The following is a 14,827-nucleotide window of genomic DNA, read 5'->3' as shown; positions in this document are numbered from 1 at the left end:
GAGCGAGAGTGAACACTCTCAGAACACCACTCGAGCAGGCCTTGACCTCGGTAGAGTCTTGTTTGCCCGTAATGCGCGGGGAGAGCCTGTCGAACGAGCGAAGGACCGACGATGACTGACCGCGACGCGTCCACCATGCAATTCGTCGATGCAGGCGTGACGACGCTCGTCGAGCCCCCTCGAGACATTCTCGAACGCGGACTTCGGAGCGAACAGGTCGTCAACCAAGCCGGTGCATCGCAGGCCACGTTCTTTCGCAAGTTCCGAACCAAATCCGAATTCATCGAGGCCGTGATCACCAGCCTCACCGAATCGACCTTGCACAGCGCCGACAAAGTGAAGCAGACCGTGCGCGCACAGTTGGTAGCAAACGACGACGCGCTTCGTCCGACGGTCACCACTCTCGTCAAAGAGGCATTCGACGCAATCGTCAACGACGCGTCGACTGCAAGAAGTCTTCTCTCACACATTTTTGCGGGCTCACACCGGCGAACCTCCACCGCTCTGGGAAACGAATATCGTCGACGCGACGAGCTCGTGTCCGCGGCCTACGAGGCCCTCTTCGAGAAAACCGACGCAACACTCCGAAGGCCGTTCACCACCAAGACCTTCGCTGTCACGGTCAATGCGGTGATCGACGGCTTCCGCATTCGTAGCCGCATCGATTCCCGCTCCGTCTCACCCGACATCATGTCCGACGCGCTGCTCGCGATATTGGGTGCCGTCGTCGACACGTCTGGCCTTCACCAACACCTCGATGACGTTGTCAGTCCCATCGACCAGCCCGCTGAGACGCGTCCGCTGCCGCGTGATCCGCGAGCGGCGTTTCTCGCCGCCGCCCGTAGCGAATTCGGCAAACGCGGATACTTCATGACGCAGATCAACGACATCGCCGACACTGCGGCAGTCCCCCGCGCCGCTGCGAACAAACTGTTTCCCACCAAGCCCCACATCCTGGTGGCAGCCCTTCAGAGCCGAGTGGACTCACTGCGAGAAACCGTTGCCGACGACATCCTGATCGGTCTCGGCGACGTCGCGATCATCGAGAACTTTCTACTCCGCTGCGCTCAACTAGCCTCTGACGAAACAGAGTTCATGGATGCACTGTTGGTTGCCGTTGCCCACGACACCTACGGCGAGCCCGAGAGCCTGCTGTCACTCAAAGAGAAACTCAACATTCCCTCGATCATCGCGCCGATTGTGCAGCGGGGCCAGGACAACGGAGTCTTGTCGACCATCAGTGCTCCGATGGACATCGCCGCGGGAATAACCAACACCCTCCTATTGCGGTGCTTCACCCGCCGAGCCGACAGCCCGGCCGACAACGCAGCCTGCGTCGGCGCGATGCTCCTGAACGGGCTGGCCCATCCCTGATCAGACGGGGCGAATTACGCTACGAGCCCCAGCCGCTTCGAGCATTCGGCCATTTCGTCGATGATCAGTTCCAGCGACGTGCCACGACGGCTCGCGGACAACACGATTCGATCGGCTCCCAACCCGCGTGCCCACTCGAGTTTCGCTTCGTCGAGCCTGGGCAGGCTCGCACCGAGTACCAGAGAGACGTCGGCAGAATCTCGATCTGCCTTCACCGCAGCAGCTTTCATCGCTGCAATGGCCTTGTCGAGATCTTCACCGGCGAGTCCCAGCGGCTGGAAACCATCACCCAACCGGCCGGCACGCCGAGCAGCAGCAAGACTGTGTCCACCGATGTAGAGCGGAACTCCGGACTCGCGATGAGGTTTCGGCCAGCTGTACGCACCCTTGAACGAGAAGTAATCGCCGTCGAAATCGACTGCTTCCTTGCCCACCCAGAGTGCACGCATCACCGCGATGGCCTCATCGGCTACCTTGCCGCGGCGCTCGAAGTCACCGCCGCACGCTTCGATCTCTTCCTTCATCCACCCCAGACCGAGGCAGATGCGCAATCGCCCACCCGAAAGGCGATCGAGCGTCGCCAATCGCTTGGCGAGCACTACCGGATTGTGATTTGGCAGCACCAGAACTCCAGTGGACAAGCCCAACGTGGTTGTCGCACCCGCCACGAACGAGAGCAGTTCAAGCGGATCCGGGATGTCGCAGTCATCGGGAAGATGCGATTTGCCGGTCGGAGAATAGGGGTATTCACTCTCGGTGTCGGCGATGACCACCGAGTGCTCCACTGCCGAGATCTCGTCGAAACCCAGCGATTCAGCCGCACGGGCGAATTGCAGAATCCAATCAGGGTCTCCGCTTCGACCCAGTTCGACCGGAACGACCACGCCGAGCTTCATACCGTTTCCTCCAGTGTCGCCATCAATTTCGGACCGTCCACGACGCGACCGACAAACCGGTCCGCATCGGGATCTGTTGCAAGCCACACCGCCGCTGCAGCGGGTACGGATGCCGGTGTGGCCGCAAATCCGGCTTCCACTATTGCTTCCGCGCCACCGCGGGCTTTACCTGATTCCGTGATGACAAATCCCGGACTCAGGTTGAACGCTTTGATTCCGGCGTTTCGATACTCGGAGTTGATCGCTCCGGCGATACGTCCGAACGACGCCTTCGACGCGGCGTACGACAAACCCCAACCACCCTCGCCGGGCGGCGCAGGCGGATCCATGGTCGCCGAACCCGATGCCAGGTTGACCACTACGCCGTTGCCCCGCTTGATCATCGACGGGAGTATCACCTGAACCAGAGCGAGTTGGTGCAGATAATTTCCGATCACCATCGCCTGAGCGTCGTCGATCTCGATGTCGAGCACCCGGTCCATGTTCCCGACCGTCTGCGCGTAGGCGTTGTTCACCAGCACGTCGACATGTCCCCACTCTGCCAGCACCCGTTCACCGGCGCCGCGGACGGATGTCAGATCGAGCAGGTTCATCGGAACGGCCAATGCGCGCACACCGAAGGACTCGATCTCGGCAACCGTCGTCTCCAGGCTGCCGGGCACCGGAATCACTTGCTCGCCTTGCCTGGTTCGCGGGGCTGCCCGCCCCTCTCCTTCACGAACGGTGCGAGCAGTGATTGCTACGTCGAATCCGGCGCGCGCGAATGCAAGCGCGCACTCTCGGCCGATCCCCCGGGAAGCGCCGGTGACCAGCGCAACTCCACTCACAGGAACCGCGAACGGCCGTGTGTCTCGAACTCCTTCTCCAGATTCACCACGTCAGTTTCGGTCATCAACGTGTATTCGGGAGTGCCGCGGCCCACCCAGTGGAACACCGGCTCGTCGGTACGCCAGCGATCGGCCTGAAGCTCACGTTTGAGAACCTTGTTGGAGCCCGTGACGGGCAGGTCGGTCGAAACGCGAACAAATCGTGGCGCCGCCTTGGTACCCAAATCCGCCTGCGCGGCAAGGTAGTCAGCGAACTCGACCGGATCGAAATCGGCGAGATCGGCAACCTCGATCGCAGCCATCACCTGATCACCCGAACGCGGATCCGGCACCGCGAAGACACCCGTGGCAATCACCTTGGGATGACGACGCAGGATGTGCTCGATCATCAGCGCCGAGGTGTTCTCACCGTCGACCCGGATCCAGTCACCCTTGCGTCCGGCGAAGTAGATGAAGCCGGCCTCGTCGACGTAGCCGAGATCGCCTGTCCAATACCAACCGTGGCGAATCTTCTCCGCGATGGCGTCTTCGTTCTTGTAGTACCCCTCGAACTTCTTCGATCCGGCCTTGTCGACCATCTCGCCGATCGATTCGTCGGGGTTGAGCACGTGACCGTGCTCGTCGAGGATCGCGCGGGGGCGCTCTTCGCGGGTGTCGGGATCGACGATGACGATGTTCTCGTTCGCGGGTCGGCCCAGCGCTCCGGCCGGTTGGTTCGGATCGAGCACCACCGAACCGGCACCTTCACTCGAGCCGTATCCCTCGAAAAGTTGTGCACCGAAACGGCGGATGAATTCTGCCTTGTCCCCCGGTGAGGCCTCGGTCCCGAATCCGTGTGTGAGGGTGTTCTCGATGTCGTCCGGTTGTTCTGCCGTCGCCATGAGATACCCCAAGGCCTTACCGACGTAGGTGAAATAGGTTGCGCCGTAGAACCGAACGTCCGGCATGAAGCCCGAAGCGGTGAACTTGCGGACGAGGCAGACGGTGGCTCCTTGTGAAAGGGCTGGCGCCCACAGGGCCATCAGCGCGTTGCCGTGGAAGAGCGGCATGCAGCAATAGCAGACATCGTCGCGGTCGATGTCGTACTTGGCGCAGTTCGCGTAGGCCAACCGTGTCAGACGCCCCTGGCTGCACCGCACTGCCTTGGACATTCCGGTGGTACCCGAGGTGAAGAGAAGCAGGAACAGGGTCGACGCGTCGACGCCGAGGTCGATCTGAGGCGATTCGACGTGATGCGTTGCAATCTTGTCCGGGTAGGACGCGTCGTCGACGAGCACGAAACGGTCTTCGGTCAGTCCGAGGTCAAGGCCGGACAACTTCTCGTAGCCCGCTTTGTCGGTGACGATCAGCTGGCAGTCGACGTACCGGACCTCGGCCTCGAGCTCGGCTCCACGCCTGGTCGGATTGATGCCGACGATCGTGGCTCCGGTCAGGGCCGCGCCGCCGAGCCAGAACAGGAACTCGGGATCGTTCTCGAGAAGGACTCCGATGTGAAACGGTCCAGGCGCGCGAAGCGATTTCGCAAGCGAGCCACGCGCTGCGCTCTCGCGCACCACTTCGTCCCAGCTCCAGTCCTGCGTCCGCGTCCGCAGACCCAGGTGCTGATCACCGAGACGGTCGATCAACATCTGCGCGACGTCCTCGCGCTGAGGAGCTGCAAGAGCTGCATTCGAAGATGCTTCGGTGGCGGTGTTCGTCATCGTGTCCTGTGTCCTAGTCGATATCGGAATGTCGATTACTCCAACTGCGATACGACTCGAACGTATCGACGCCTCAAAGCCGGAACCGTCTCAGTCTCGCTCAGTGGTAACCGCCGCCACAGATATGATTTTCTCGTGAGATTTTGTGACGTGAAAAGCGCCACAATACGAAAGGCCATTCCATGACTGCCCCCGCAGATCCGCAGTTGCTTCTGGACCAGGCGGTCTCACGCCTCACCGGTCCAGGTGGGCCATTCGAGATCGTCGAAGAAGAGGTTCTCGGCACCGTCATGCCCGTGATGAAGAACCGTGGTCACGCCATCGGTGAACTCATCTCGGCGTCTCGCGCCTGGGGCGACGGCGACTATCTCGTCACCAGCGATCGTCGAATCTCGTTCACCGAGCACGCCGATTCCGTCGCCGCGCTGGCAACTGCTCTGCGGGACAAGTACGGCGTCCGCAAGGGCGACCGTGTGGGCATCCTCGCTGCCAACACTCCCGAATGGGTCATGACGTTCTTCGCGACGCAGGCGCTCGGCGCGATCGCTGTCGGTCTCAACGGTTGGTGGGTTCCGCGCGAGGTCACCCACGGGATCGAGCTCTCACGTCCGAAGGTTCTGGTCGTGGACGCCAAGCGCGGCGCCGCCCTCCCCGAACTGCCGGCAGACATCACGGTCCTCACCATGGAGGAGGATCTGCCCGCGCTCATCGCGGAATATGCAGGCTCCGAGGTGCCGAGCACCGACATCGACGAGGACGATCCCGCCGTCATCCTGTTCACCAGTGGTACCAGCGGCCGCCCCAAGGGCGCACTCCACTCGCACCGCAACGTGATGGCCGTCGTCGACTACCACAAGTACAGCGACGCGATCGGCGCAGCATTCACCGGCCGTGAGTACGACGCTTCCAAGCCGAGCCCACTGCGTTATCTACTCACCTCCCCGCTCTTCCACATCGCCAGCCTGCACAATCTGGTGGTCCCCCGTCTCGCGACGGGCAGTGCCGTCATCCTGACCGAGGGCGGCTTCGACGTCGACAAGGTTCTCGGATTGGTCGAACGCGAGCGCGTCACCAACTGGGGTGCGGTGCCGACGATGGCGTCGCGTCTGCTCGAACACGGCAACATCGCCAAGTACGACGTCTCCTCGCTGACTGCATTCTCGCTGGCGTCGGCGCCGTCGTCACCCGCTTTCAAGGAACGACTCAAGGAGCAGGTGCCGTTCGCACGCAATGCTCTGGTCGACAGCTACGGTCTCACCGAATGCAGCACCGCCATCGCAGTCGCCGTCGGCGCCGAACTCGAAGAGTTCCCAGGCACTCTCGGACGTCCGATCATCACCGTCTCGATGGAGATTCGCGATCCGTTCGGCGAGTGGCTGCCGGACGGCATCGAAGGTGAAGTGTGCGTGCGCAGCCCGTTCGTCATGCTCGGATACTGGGAGAACGACGAGGCGACCGAGTCTGCAATTGCACCTGGACGCTGGCTCCGCACCGGCGATTTCGGCGTCATCGAGAACGGTCGTCTCCGTCTCACGGGCCGTCGTTCCGACCTGATCCTGCGTGGCGGCGAGAACGTCTACCCCACCGAGATCGAGCAGACGCTCGACGAACACCCCGACGTGATCGAGTGTGCTGTCATCGGCATGCCGCACCCCGACCTCGGCCAGGAAGTCTCTGCCGTGGTTGTCCTGCGTCCCGGAGCGGACACCACGGAGGCCGAGTTGCGCGACTACGCCGCCGAGCGCCTGTCCTACTTCAAGGTGCCGTCGAAGTGGCGCATCACCAATGATCTGTTGCCTCGCAACGCAACCGGCAAGATGGTTCGGCGCGAGATCACCGTATGACCGCGGAGCTGTCACGGATCGTCGCCGAGTCGGCGATCCGTGACCTGCTCTGCGAGTACACGCATCTGATCGATCAGGGCAGATTGCGTGAAGTCGCCGCATTGTTCGCCCGGTCCGACTACGGGCAGTGCGGGCCGGACGGGATTGCCACCACGCTCATTTCATCCGACGCCGATGCCGTGTTCGCAGCCTGCAGTGGCTTCATTCGCATGTACGGCGATCCTCCGATTCCACGAACCAAGCACCTGCTGACAAACACGCGGATCGCAGTCGACGGCGAATCGGCGTCGGCGCTCTCGTACATCACGGTCATACAAGGCACTGAAACACTTGCCCTGCAACCCATCCTGTCGGGGCGTTACTTCGATCGTTTCAGCTGCGTCGACGGATCGTGGCAGTTCAGCTCGAGACTCTTCTGTATGGACAACATGGGCGACATGTCCGCTCATGCCAAGCGTGCGCTGTAGAGGAACGACTGTGGAAATCGGCGTCAACGTTCTGGGCCTCGAAGCGCTGTTCGACGGCAAGATTCGCCCGGTTCTGGACTTCGCCGCGCGCGCTGACCGTGCCGGAGTCGATCTGATCTGCACCGGCGATCACCTCGGGTTCAATGCCGACGCACACGCTCGGCGGGTAGTCGAACACAACTTCTTGTTCCCCTTGGATCACCCTTGGTACGAACAGATTTCATTGCTGTCCTCGATCGCGGCAGTGACGGAACGTGCTCGCCTCGGGGTGTCGGTTCTGATCGCCACTGTTCGTCCGGCGGCTCTGCTCGCCAAACAGGTTGCCACACTCGACTCACTGTCCGAAGGTCGAACTGTGATGGGCTTCGGCGTCGGTTGGCAAGAAGCCGAATACACTGCCACCAACATGCCTTTCGATGCGCGATTCGGGCGCATGGAGGAGACTGTCGCAGCGTGTCGCGAACTGTGGACCAATGCCCCGGCCAACTTCAAGGGACGCGACTTCGCCTTCGAGAACTACCACAGCCTCCCACTGCCGATCCAGCCCCGAGTACCAGTGCTCTTCGGGTTCGGACCAAGTCAGCGGAACTTCGACCGCATCGCACGCGTCGCCGACGGTTGGACCGTGAACCCGACCGATCTGGGAACGTTCTCCGACAGTGTCACATTGCTGCGCAACACTTTCGAGGCCCACGACCGTGACCTGGATACCGCACGTGTGCAAGTATCTGCAGCACCGATTCGACGCGACAACGGGTCCGTCGACCTCTCGGCAACGGCAGACAAAGCCCGGGACTGGTTCGACCGCGGCGCGTCCGTCGTCGTCTTTCGACCTGCCGTATTCGACTGCGCAGCCGAAGAACTACCAGAACTACTCGACTGGATTAGCAGCATCAAGGAGGCGTGACATGGACCGGGCACTGCAAGATCTCATCGACAAGCAGGCAATCCGTGAGGTAGTTCTGACGTACTGTCGCGGCATCGACCGCCTCGACTTCGATCTCGTCCGCAGCGCCTACCATCCGGACGCGATCGACCACCACACCGGTTTCGACGGCAACATAGACGAGTACATCGCCTGGGTCACACCGAAACTCTCGGCGATCGGCGGCACGATGCATCACATCGGCAACCACCTGGTCGAACTACACGGCGACCAGGCGATCAGCGAGGCGTATTCGATGTCCACACATTGGGGCGGTCCCGAAGGCATCGGGATGGTCAACTTCACCAGCGGTGCGCGATTCATCGACCACATGGAGCGACGCGACGGTCGTTGGGCGATCAAGGAGCGATGGGCCGTACGAGAGTGGACCCGCTCGGACGAGGGCCGCTTCGTCAACCCCGAAGGGCCTGGCCCGCGTGGGCGTCGAGATGCCTCGGATCCGCTGACAGCACTACGCCAAACCCTTGAAATGCGTTGAGGTTCACGATTCGGACTATTCCGACTGATTTGAAGATTCAGCTGCATTCGAACATGCATTCGAATATGATGAATGCATGTTCAACCCCGCGACAGAGCTTTTCGGTATCTCGGCACAGCTGACCGGTACCGAAACTGATTGTGCGCTGGTTGATCTCATGACAGATCTGCACGCATGTGAGGCGATGCTGGTCGAACGCAAGCTCGCTGTGATTGCCGAGGTCTTTTCGCGGCGAAGCTCAGAGCATGCCGCCAGTGGTGCGTGGTCGTCGACCGCACACGAGTTGGCTGAATCGGAAGTCGGTGCGTCACTGACGATGGGCCGCGCGGCTGCAGGCAAGCTGATCGGGTTGGGGTTCTCGTTGAAGACTCGGCTGCACCGCACTCGAGCAGCGATGGCGCGTGGCGAGTTGGATCTGTACCGAGTCGGTTTGATCGATTCCGCGACCGCGAACGTGAAAGACGAGCTGATCGACGAGGTGGAACGACAACTGCTCGAACAAGTTCTCGCCCCACCGGTAGCCGGCGGAACGGGCCTGACGGGCAGACGACTTACAGCGGCGATCGATCGGATCGTGGCGATGGTGGACCCAGAAGGTATGCGAGAACGCCGACGTCGTGCGCTCACCGATCGGTTTGTCGGGGTCAGCGCTGCCGAGGACGGGATGGCAAAGATCTTGGGAAGCGTTCCGGCAGAGCAGGCTCGGGCATTCGACGGCCGACTACGCGAGTTGGCAATGTCGGTATGCCGAAACGACTCTCGAACATACGAGCAGCGACGAGCCGACGCGCTCTTCGAGTTGACCAACGGATCACCGTTCTTGCCGTGCAACTGTGGCCGAGCTGATTGCCCGCAGGATCGTAGCGGTGGTGTTGTCGTTCGTCGGCCCATGGTTCACGTCGTGATGACTGATTCCACTCTGCGCGGAGGCGGCGAGCCCGCTCACCTCGACGGGTACGGGGTGATCAGCGCTGAGCATGCTCGCGACATCGCCCAAGACGCCGTAATTCGAAACGTCCGAGTACCCGCTGATACCGCCACCGAATCGGTGCCCGGTTCGGCGTACGTCTACCGGCCTGGTTCAGTTCTCGATACCTGGTTGCGGGTCATCGCGGGCAGCTGCCAGTGGCTGCATTGTGATGTACCGGCCTGGAATTCCGATCTGGACCACAATGAACCGTTCCATCATGGCGATCCCGAACGCGGCGGTAAAACAGTCGAATCGAATATGAGTGCGTTCTGCCGCAATCATCATCGCCTCAAGCATTCCGACCGGTGGCGGTTCGCGTCGAACGGGGATCGGACCTTGTCGCTGACGTCACCGACCGGGCATCGCTACCGAACGCGACCCGCAGGGTTGGCGGCGGGGTCGGCCGAACCGGTAACGCCGCAGGGCGGTCGAAATCGACGGACCCAGGCGGAGAACAAGGCTGCGCGTATCCAGAGTGAACGGAATCGCCGGCGCCGACAGATTCAGAAAAGAGCACAGGAGCACATTCAATGTGAGCGGCGGAAATCACCGCGAGCCCATCGAGAACCCATCGATTACGGAGACGACCCGCCACCGTTCTGAGGTGCCGAGGTGCGTCGACGTGTCGCCGGGGTCAATCTGACGTCGACGTGGTGTCGTCATCTCCCGCTGACGGATCGTCTTCGGCAAACGGATCGATGGTGTCGACACCTTCGAGGACGGTCAGCTCTTCTTCAGCCTCGGCCAGGAGGCCCTTGGCTTCAGCTTCGAACTTCTTCTCCCAATCGGACATACCGAGCCCCTTCTCTTCCGAAGCGAGTTCCCGCTGTATCTGAACTCAGACTACGTCGCCGGCGACGAGTTTCGCCTTCCGCTCGAGTCATTACTCATGACCGAGTAATCATGTATCTCGACGGACGGAGCACCCATGCCCGGACAGTTGGAAGGCAAAACCGCACTGATCACCGGAGCCGCCCGAGGTCAGGGCCGAAGCCACGCCGTGCGACTGGCGCAGGAGGGCGCGAACATCATTGCGCTCGACATCTGCCGTCAGATCGAATCGGTGGCCTACCCGATGGGAACCGACGACGATTTGAGGCAGACAACGGCAATGGTCGAGGCCCTCGGGAGACATGTCGTCGCGCGAGAAGTCGACGTTCGCGATTTACCTGCGCTAGAAGCTGCAGTATCCGAAGGAATTGCGGAGTTGGGCAGCCTCGACATCGTCCTGGCCAACGCCGGTATCGGCATGATGTCTCCGGACGTCGACGATGCTCGCGCCTTCCGCGACCAGATGGAGGTCAATCTCTTCGGTGTCTGGAATACCGTCCAGGCCGCAGCGCCCCCGATGATCGAGCAAGGGACAGGCGGCGCAATAGTCCTGACCGGATCGACACTGGGACTTGTCGGTCGCGGAGGTGACGGCACCGGCGGGTCCGACGGCTACTGCGCGAGTAAACATGCCATCGTGGGGCTTGGTCGCACGTGGTCGCACTGGCTTGCTCCCCACAATATTCGTGTCAACTCCGTGCACCCGACGGGCGCGAATACACCGATGGTCGTCAACGACGCCGTCGCGAAACTGTTTGCGGACTCCCCCACATCGAGCGGAGCCGACGTGGGCAACCTCTTGAACGTCGGGCTGATCGAGGCTGCCGACGTCAGCAACGCGATAGCCTGGTTGGTTTCGGATCAGGCTCGATACGTCACAGGTATCGCGTTGCCGGTCGACGCCGGCTTCACGGCCAAATAGACACCGGAATCTCGAGCCGAACAACTGCCGATCAGTCGACGGTCGGCGCCCACTGCACACCGTTGATGTGCCCGCCGCCGTCGACGAAGAGGGTGTTGCCGGTGACGTAGCGGCTGTCGTCACTCGCCAGGAAGGCCGCAACGGGGCCGATGTCGTCGAGGGGATCGCCGATCCGCCCCATCGGGTTCTGTGCGGCCATCACTGCCACGTTCTCCGGATTGGCTTCGGCGACACGCTTGTACGCCGCACTCTGCGCACCGGGACAGATGACGTTGCAATTCACATGCTTGGGGGCCCACTCGCGGGCAGCAGTGCGAGTCAGCGTTCGCAATGCTTCCTTGGCCGCGTTGTACTGCACCGAGTACATGTGAGCATTCACCCCGTTGAGGCTGCACATGTTGATCACGCGGCCGGTGCCGTGACGCTCGAGTTCCGGCAACGCGGCCTGCATGGCCCAGAAAGCGGCCATCACCGCCATGTCGAAACCGCCGCGCAATTGCTCGTCGGTCATCTTCTCGAGCCGAGCGAAACCGAAAGTTCGCCAAGCATTGTTGACCAGGATGTCGAGGCGCCCGAACCGCTCGACGGCCCGGTCAACCATGGCGACAACCTGAGCTTTGTCGGTGACATCGGTACGGATGAACTCAGCCTCCGCGCCCCATTCGTCCCGCAACCACTGGGTGGTTTCGAGGCCCGCTGCCTCGTCGATCTCGGCAACCAACACCGACGCGCCTTCACGCGCGAACGCGCCCGCCACTCCGCGCCCGATGCCCATACCGGCACCGGTGACCACTGCTACACGTCCGTCGAGCTTGCCCACTGGGCCCTCCTTCGTCAGAACCCCTACCTGGGGCGCGGCACGGTCTTGTCGATGAACAGGCCCTCTACCGACACACACAATTCGCCGTCCGCAGTCTTGATCTCACCGACGGTGTGAATCTTGCGGCCGTCCTTGGAAAGGAATTTGCCGCTGATCGTGAGGGGCTCGAACAGCGGAGTCGGGCGATGGTACCGAGTGCTCAATTGTGCTGTCATGCCGGAAGTTCCGCCCCAGGCGTTCGCGACGCCGAGAACGTGATCGAGCAGCAGCGCCGAAACACCGCCGTGTACATGGCCGGGAGGGCCCTGGTACGGCAGCGTCAACGTGACCACTCCCTGCACCGACCCGTCAGCGAGCCCTTCCAGAACGAGCGGCGGCGCAATGGCATTCTCGGGGCCGGTCACCGGATCGTGACGAGTCACGCCCTCACCGTTCCACATGTCGATCAAACGCTCAGCCACCTCGGGTGAGTGCTGCTCGAGGTGCTCGGCAATGCTGTTGAGCTCCTCCGCAACCCGGTCCAGGTTGGCGTTTTCGCGGTCGGTCCGCAGCATCGCGTCGACAACGCGTCGGGCTGCTGCCGTGGCCCGGTCGACCGGGGCGTCTTGCGGCGGCGAAGTCAGAATCGTGCCGCCCGGGTGTGTGGCTGCCGTGGGGTGTGTACCGAGGTCCATCAGTTGATCTCCATTGTTGCGTGTGTGAGAACCGGGGAGTTCTCGCGCTCGGGGCAGGTCGCCGCCAACGTCAACGTGTTGCCGTCCTGCCATACCGAGGTGGTGATGGATTCGCCTGGGAACAGCGAACCGGCAAACCGCACCGAGTAGTTCTTCACCCTCGTCGGATCTCCGTCGAGGATTCCGTCCACCACTGCCTTGCAGACGATGCCGTACGACGCCAGGCCGTGCAGAATCGGAGCGTCGAAGCCCGCCATCTTCGCGAAGGCGGGATCGGCGTGCAGCGGGTTCATGTCTCCACTGAGTCGGTACACCAGCGCCTGCGAGGGACTCGTACTCGACGTCAGCACCTTGTCGGGCGCCTGATCGGGCACCCCGGCAACAACTTCGGGACCGGCACTCCCGCCGAAGCCACCTTCGCCGCGCGCCCAGATCTGCATTCCGGTGGTCCACAACGGGTTCCCGTCAAGGTCGTGCGCCGCGGTCTCGAGAACGATCACAGCTGCCTTTCCCTTGTCCCAGACGTCGGCGACCCGAGAGGAAATACGAGCAGCACCCGTCGACGGGATCGGCGCGTGAAGTGTCAGCGACTGCCCACCGTGCAGAATCTTGCGCAGGTCGATGTCGATTCCCGGCATACTCATCGACGGTGCGGGCAATACACCCGCCGAAACTCCCTGGCCTGCAACCATTGCAAACGTCGGGAGTACCTTCAGACCCTTTTCGTACACCCAGGTGAGTTCTGCGGGATCCAGAGCATTCGCTCCTGCTCCGAGTCCCAACTGGTAGAGCATGACGTCGCGGTCGGTCCACGACGCTTCGCGCACTGTCGGTTCGGCGGACAACGCCACATCGAGATCGATAGCCATCAGTTCTCCAAAGTTCCGGCTCGGTAGACGGTCACGACGCACGCGCCGCCCAGTCCGAGGTTGTGCTGCAATCCGATTCGTGCGCCCTCGACCTGGCGAGCGTCCGCGGTCCCGCGAAGCTGCCACGTGAGTTCGGCGCACTGGGCCAGCCCCGTCGCGCCCAGCGGGTGTCCCTTCGAGATCAAACCACCCGACGGGTTGACGACCCACTGGCCGCCGTACGTGGTCGCGCCGGATTCGACGAGCTTTCCGCCCTCTCCGACAGCGCACATCCCCAGGCCCTCGTAGGTGATGATCTCGTTGATCGCGAAGCAGTCGTGCAGTTCGATGACGTCGACGTCTTCGATGCTGATGCCGGCTTCGGCAAAGACCTGCTCGGCGGCCGCCGCCGTCATCGGCGCGCCGACAACGTCGATCATCGACCTCTCGGCAAATGCTGCCTCGGTGTCGGTGGTCATGGCCTGAGCGACGATCTCGATCGCTCGGCCCTCGAGTCCGTGCTCACGGACGAACTTCTCACTCACGACGATCGCGGCTCCGGCGCCGTCCGAAGTCGGCGAGCACTGCGAACGTGTCAGTGGATCGTGAATCATCTTGTCACCGAGTACCTGTTCGAGGGTGTACTCGTCACGGAACTGCGCATACGGGTTGTTGACCGAGTGCTTGTGGTTCTTGACCGCCACGGCTGCAATCTGTTCGACCGTCGTGCCGTACTTCTTCATGTGTTCGACGGCAGCATTGCCGAACAGCTGCGCAGTCATGGGTGAGCGCGCGAAGCCGTAGTCCTCGACCATGATCTTCAGCTGCGAGTCCAAAGTCGTGACCTTGGGCATCTCACCGGTGCCGGTCAGTGCAGTTTTGGTCATCTTCTCGAAGCCGACGGCCAAAGCACACTCGGCTTGCCCGACCTGGACCCATTCGCGCGCCGTCATCAGTGCCGTCGAGCCGGTGGCGCAGTTGTTGTTGACGTTGAAGATCGGAATGCCGGTCAGACCGGTCTCGTAGAGAGCTCGCTGTCCTGCTGTCGACGCATTGAACACGTAACCGACTGCAGCGCGCTGGATCTGGTCGTAGCCGATCCCGGCATCGGTCAGGGCATTCGAGACGGCTTCGGTCACCATGTCCGGGTATTCCCAGTCGCGGGTCTCGATCTTCTCGAACTTGGTCATGCCCACGCCGATGACGAAGGTGCGATTGCTCATGTGCAGG

Annotated in this window: 15 protein-coding genes; 7 read left to right on the top strand and 8 right to left on the bottom strand. The window is 62.1% G+C overall.

Translation table 11 applies throughout. The features are described from left to right. Nucleotides 1-111: 111 nt before the first annotated feature. On the top strand, nt 112-1,374 hold the full coding sequence (locus DBV08_RS28570; RefSeq protein ID WP_124569638.1) for a TetR/AcrR family transcriptional regulator: 1,263 nt from the start codon (nt 112-114) through the stop codon (nt 1,372-1,374). A gap of 14 nt (nt 1,375-1,388) precedes the next feature. Here DBV08_RS28570 and DBV08_RS28565 read toward each other — a convergent pair whose 3' ends face one another. From DBV08_RS28565 to DBV08_RS28555, 3 genes are read right to left on the bottom strand one after another with little or no spacing between them, the layout of a single operon-like run. Further along, a complete protein-coding gene (locus tag DBV08_RS28565) occupies nt 1,389-2,270 on the bottom strand; it encodes an LLM class F420-dependent oxidoreductase (RefSeq protein WP_095968480.1) in 882 nt (293 codons plus the stop codon). Then, nucleotides 2,267-3,097: an SDR family NAD(P)-dependent oxidoreductase gene (locus DBV08_RS28560; protein ID WP_095968479.1), complete on the bottom strand. Its 831-nt coding sequence runs from the start codon at nt 3,095-3,097 to the stop codon at nt 2,267-2,269. The genes DBV08_RS28565 and DBV08_RS28560 overlap by 4 nt, the downstream gene beginning before the upstream one ends. Continuing rightward, the gene (locus DBV08_RS28555) at nt 3,094-4,725 is read right to left on the bottom strand and encodes an AMP-binding protein (RefSeq protein WP_397488172.1); all 1,632 of its coding nucleotides are present in this window, start codon (nt 4,723-4,725) and stop codon (nt 3,094-3,096) included. The genes DBV08_RS28560 and DBV08_RS28555 overlap by 4 nt, the downstream gene beginning before the upstream one ends. Nucleotides 4,726-4,979: 254 nt before the next feature. Here DBV08_RS28555 and DBV08_RS28550 point away from each other — a divergent pair, with 254 nt between their 5' ends. The 5 genes from DBV08_RS28550 (at nt 4,980) to DBV08_RS28530 (ending at nt 10,105) form a co-directional block, all read left to right on the top strand. Beyond that, on the top strand, nt 4,980-6,641 hold the full coding sequence (locus tag DBV08_RS28550) for a class I adenylate-forming enzyme family protein (protein WP_124569636.1): 1,662 nt from the start codon (nt 4,980-4,982) through the stop codon (nt 6,639-6,641). Next, nucleotides 6,638-7,108, top strand: coding sequence for a nuclear transport factor 2 family protein (locus tag DBV08_RS28545; RefSeq protein ID WP_124569635.1), 471 nt, complete (start codon nt 6,638-6,640; stop codon nt 7,106-7,108). Before DBV08_RS28550 ends, DBV08_RS28545 begins: the two co-directional genes overlap by 4 nt. A gap of 10 nt (nt 7,109-7,118) precedes the next feature. Next, nucleotides 7,119-8,015 carry a TIGR03619 family F420-dependent LLM class oxidoreductase gene (locus tag DBV08_RS28540; protein WP_124569634.1) on the top strand — a complete coding sequence of 299 codons (897 nt, stop codon included), beginning with the start codon at nt 7,119-7,121 and terminating at the stop codon, nt 8,013-8,015. A 1-nt stretch (nt 8,016) separates the two neighbouring features. After that, nucleotides 8,017-8,532 (top strand): nuclear transport factor 2 family protein, encoded by a 516-nt coding sequence (locus DBV08_RS28535; RefSeq protein WP_095968474.1) that lies wholly within the window; start codon nt 8,017-8,019, stop codon nt 8,530-8,532. A 76-nt stretch (nt 8,533-8,608) separates the two neighbouring features. Beyond that, the gene (locus DBV08_RS28530; protein WP_124569633.1) at nt 8,609-10,105 is read left to right on the top strand and encodes a DUF222 domain-containing protein; all 1,497 of its coding nucleotides are present in this window, start codon (nt 8,609-8,611) and stop codon (nt 10,103-10,105) included. A gap of 31 nt (nt 10,106-10,136) precedes the next feature. Here DBV08_RS28530 and DBV08_RS32460 read toward each other — a convergent pair whose 3' ends face one another. Then, complete coding sequence (locus DBV08_RS32460) at nt 10,137-10,295, bottom strand: hypothetical protein (protein WP_185564963.1); 159 nt, start codon at nt 10,293-10,295, stop codon at nt 10,137-10,139. Between the two features lie 135 nt (nt 10,296-10,430). On the opposite strand from DBV08_RS32460, the gene DBV08_RS28525 reads away from it, so the two are divergent. Beyond that, complete coding sequence (locus tag DBV08_RS28525) at nt 10,431-11,255, top strand: mycofactocin-coupled SDR family oxidoreductase (RefSeq protein WP_124569632.1); 825 nt, start codon at nt 10,431-10,433, stop codon at nt 11,253-11,255. Nucleotides 11,256-11,286: 31 nt separating this feature from the next. Here the strand turns inward: DBV08_RS28525 and DBV08_RS28520 are convergent, their stop codons facing one another. Genes DBV08_RS28520 through DBV08_RS28505 form a run of 4 tightly spaced genes read right to left on the bottom strand, consistent with a single transcriptional unit; the run spans nt 11,287 to nt 14,820 of the window. Further along, nucleotides 11,287-12,075 carry an SDR family NAD(P)-dependent oxidoreductase gene (locus DBV08_RS28520; RefSeq protein WP_124569631.1) on the bottom strand — a complete coding sequence of 263 codons (789 nt, stop codon included), beginning with the start codon at nt 12,073-12,075 and terminating at the stop codon, nt 11,287-11,289. A gap of 23 nt (nt 12,076-12,098) precedes the next feature. After that, on the bottom strand, nt 12,099-12,749 hold the full coding sequence (locus DBV08_RS28515) for a PaaI family thioesterase (RefSeq protein WP_095968470.1): 651 nt from the start codon (nt 12,747-12,749) through the stop codon (nt 12,099-12,101). After that, complete coding sequence (locus DBV08_RS28510) at nt 12,749-13,618, bottom strand: MaoC/PaaZ C-terminal domain-containing protein (protein ID WP_124569630.1); 870 nt, start codon at nt 13,616-13,618, stop codon at nt 12,749-12,751. Before DBV08_RS28510 ends, DBV08_RS28515 begins: the two co-directional genes overlap by 1 nt. Next, nucleotides 13,618-14,820 (bottom strand): lipid-transfer protein, encoded by a 1,203-nt coding sequence (locus tag DBV08_RS28505; RefSeq protein WP_124569629.1) that lies wholly within the window; start codon nt 14,818-14,820, stop codon nt 13,618-13,620. Before DBV08_RS28505 ends, DBV08_RS28510 begins: the two co-directional genes overlap by 1 nt. Between the last annotated feature and the right edge of the window lie 7 nt (nt 14,821-14,827).

Origin of the sequence: Rhodococcus sp. KBW08 (genome assembly GCF_003852455.1) — a bacterium.
In the GTDB taxonomy this organism is placed as follows: Bacteria; Actinomycetota; Actinomycetes; order Mycobacteriales; family Mycobacteriaceae; genus Rhodococcus_F; species Rhodococcus_F baikonurensis.
This window is presented reverse-complemented; position numbering and strand designations above follow the sequence as displayed.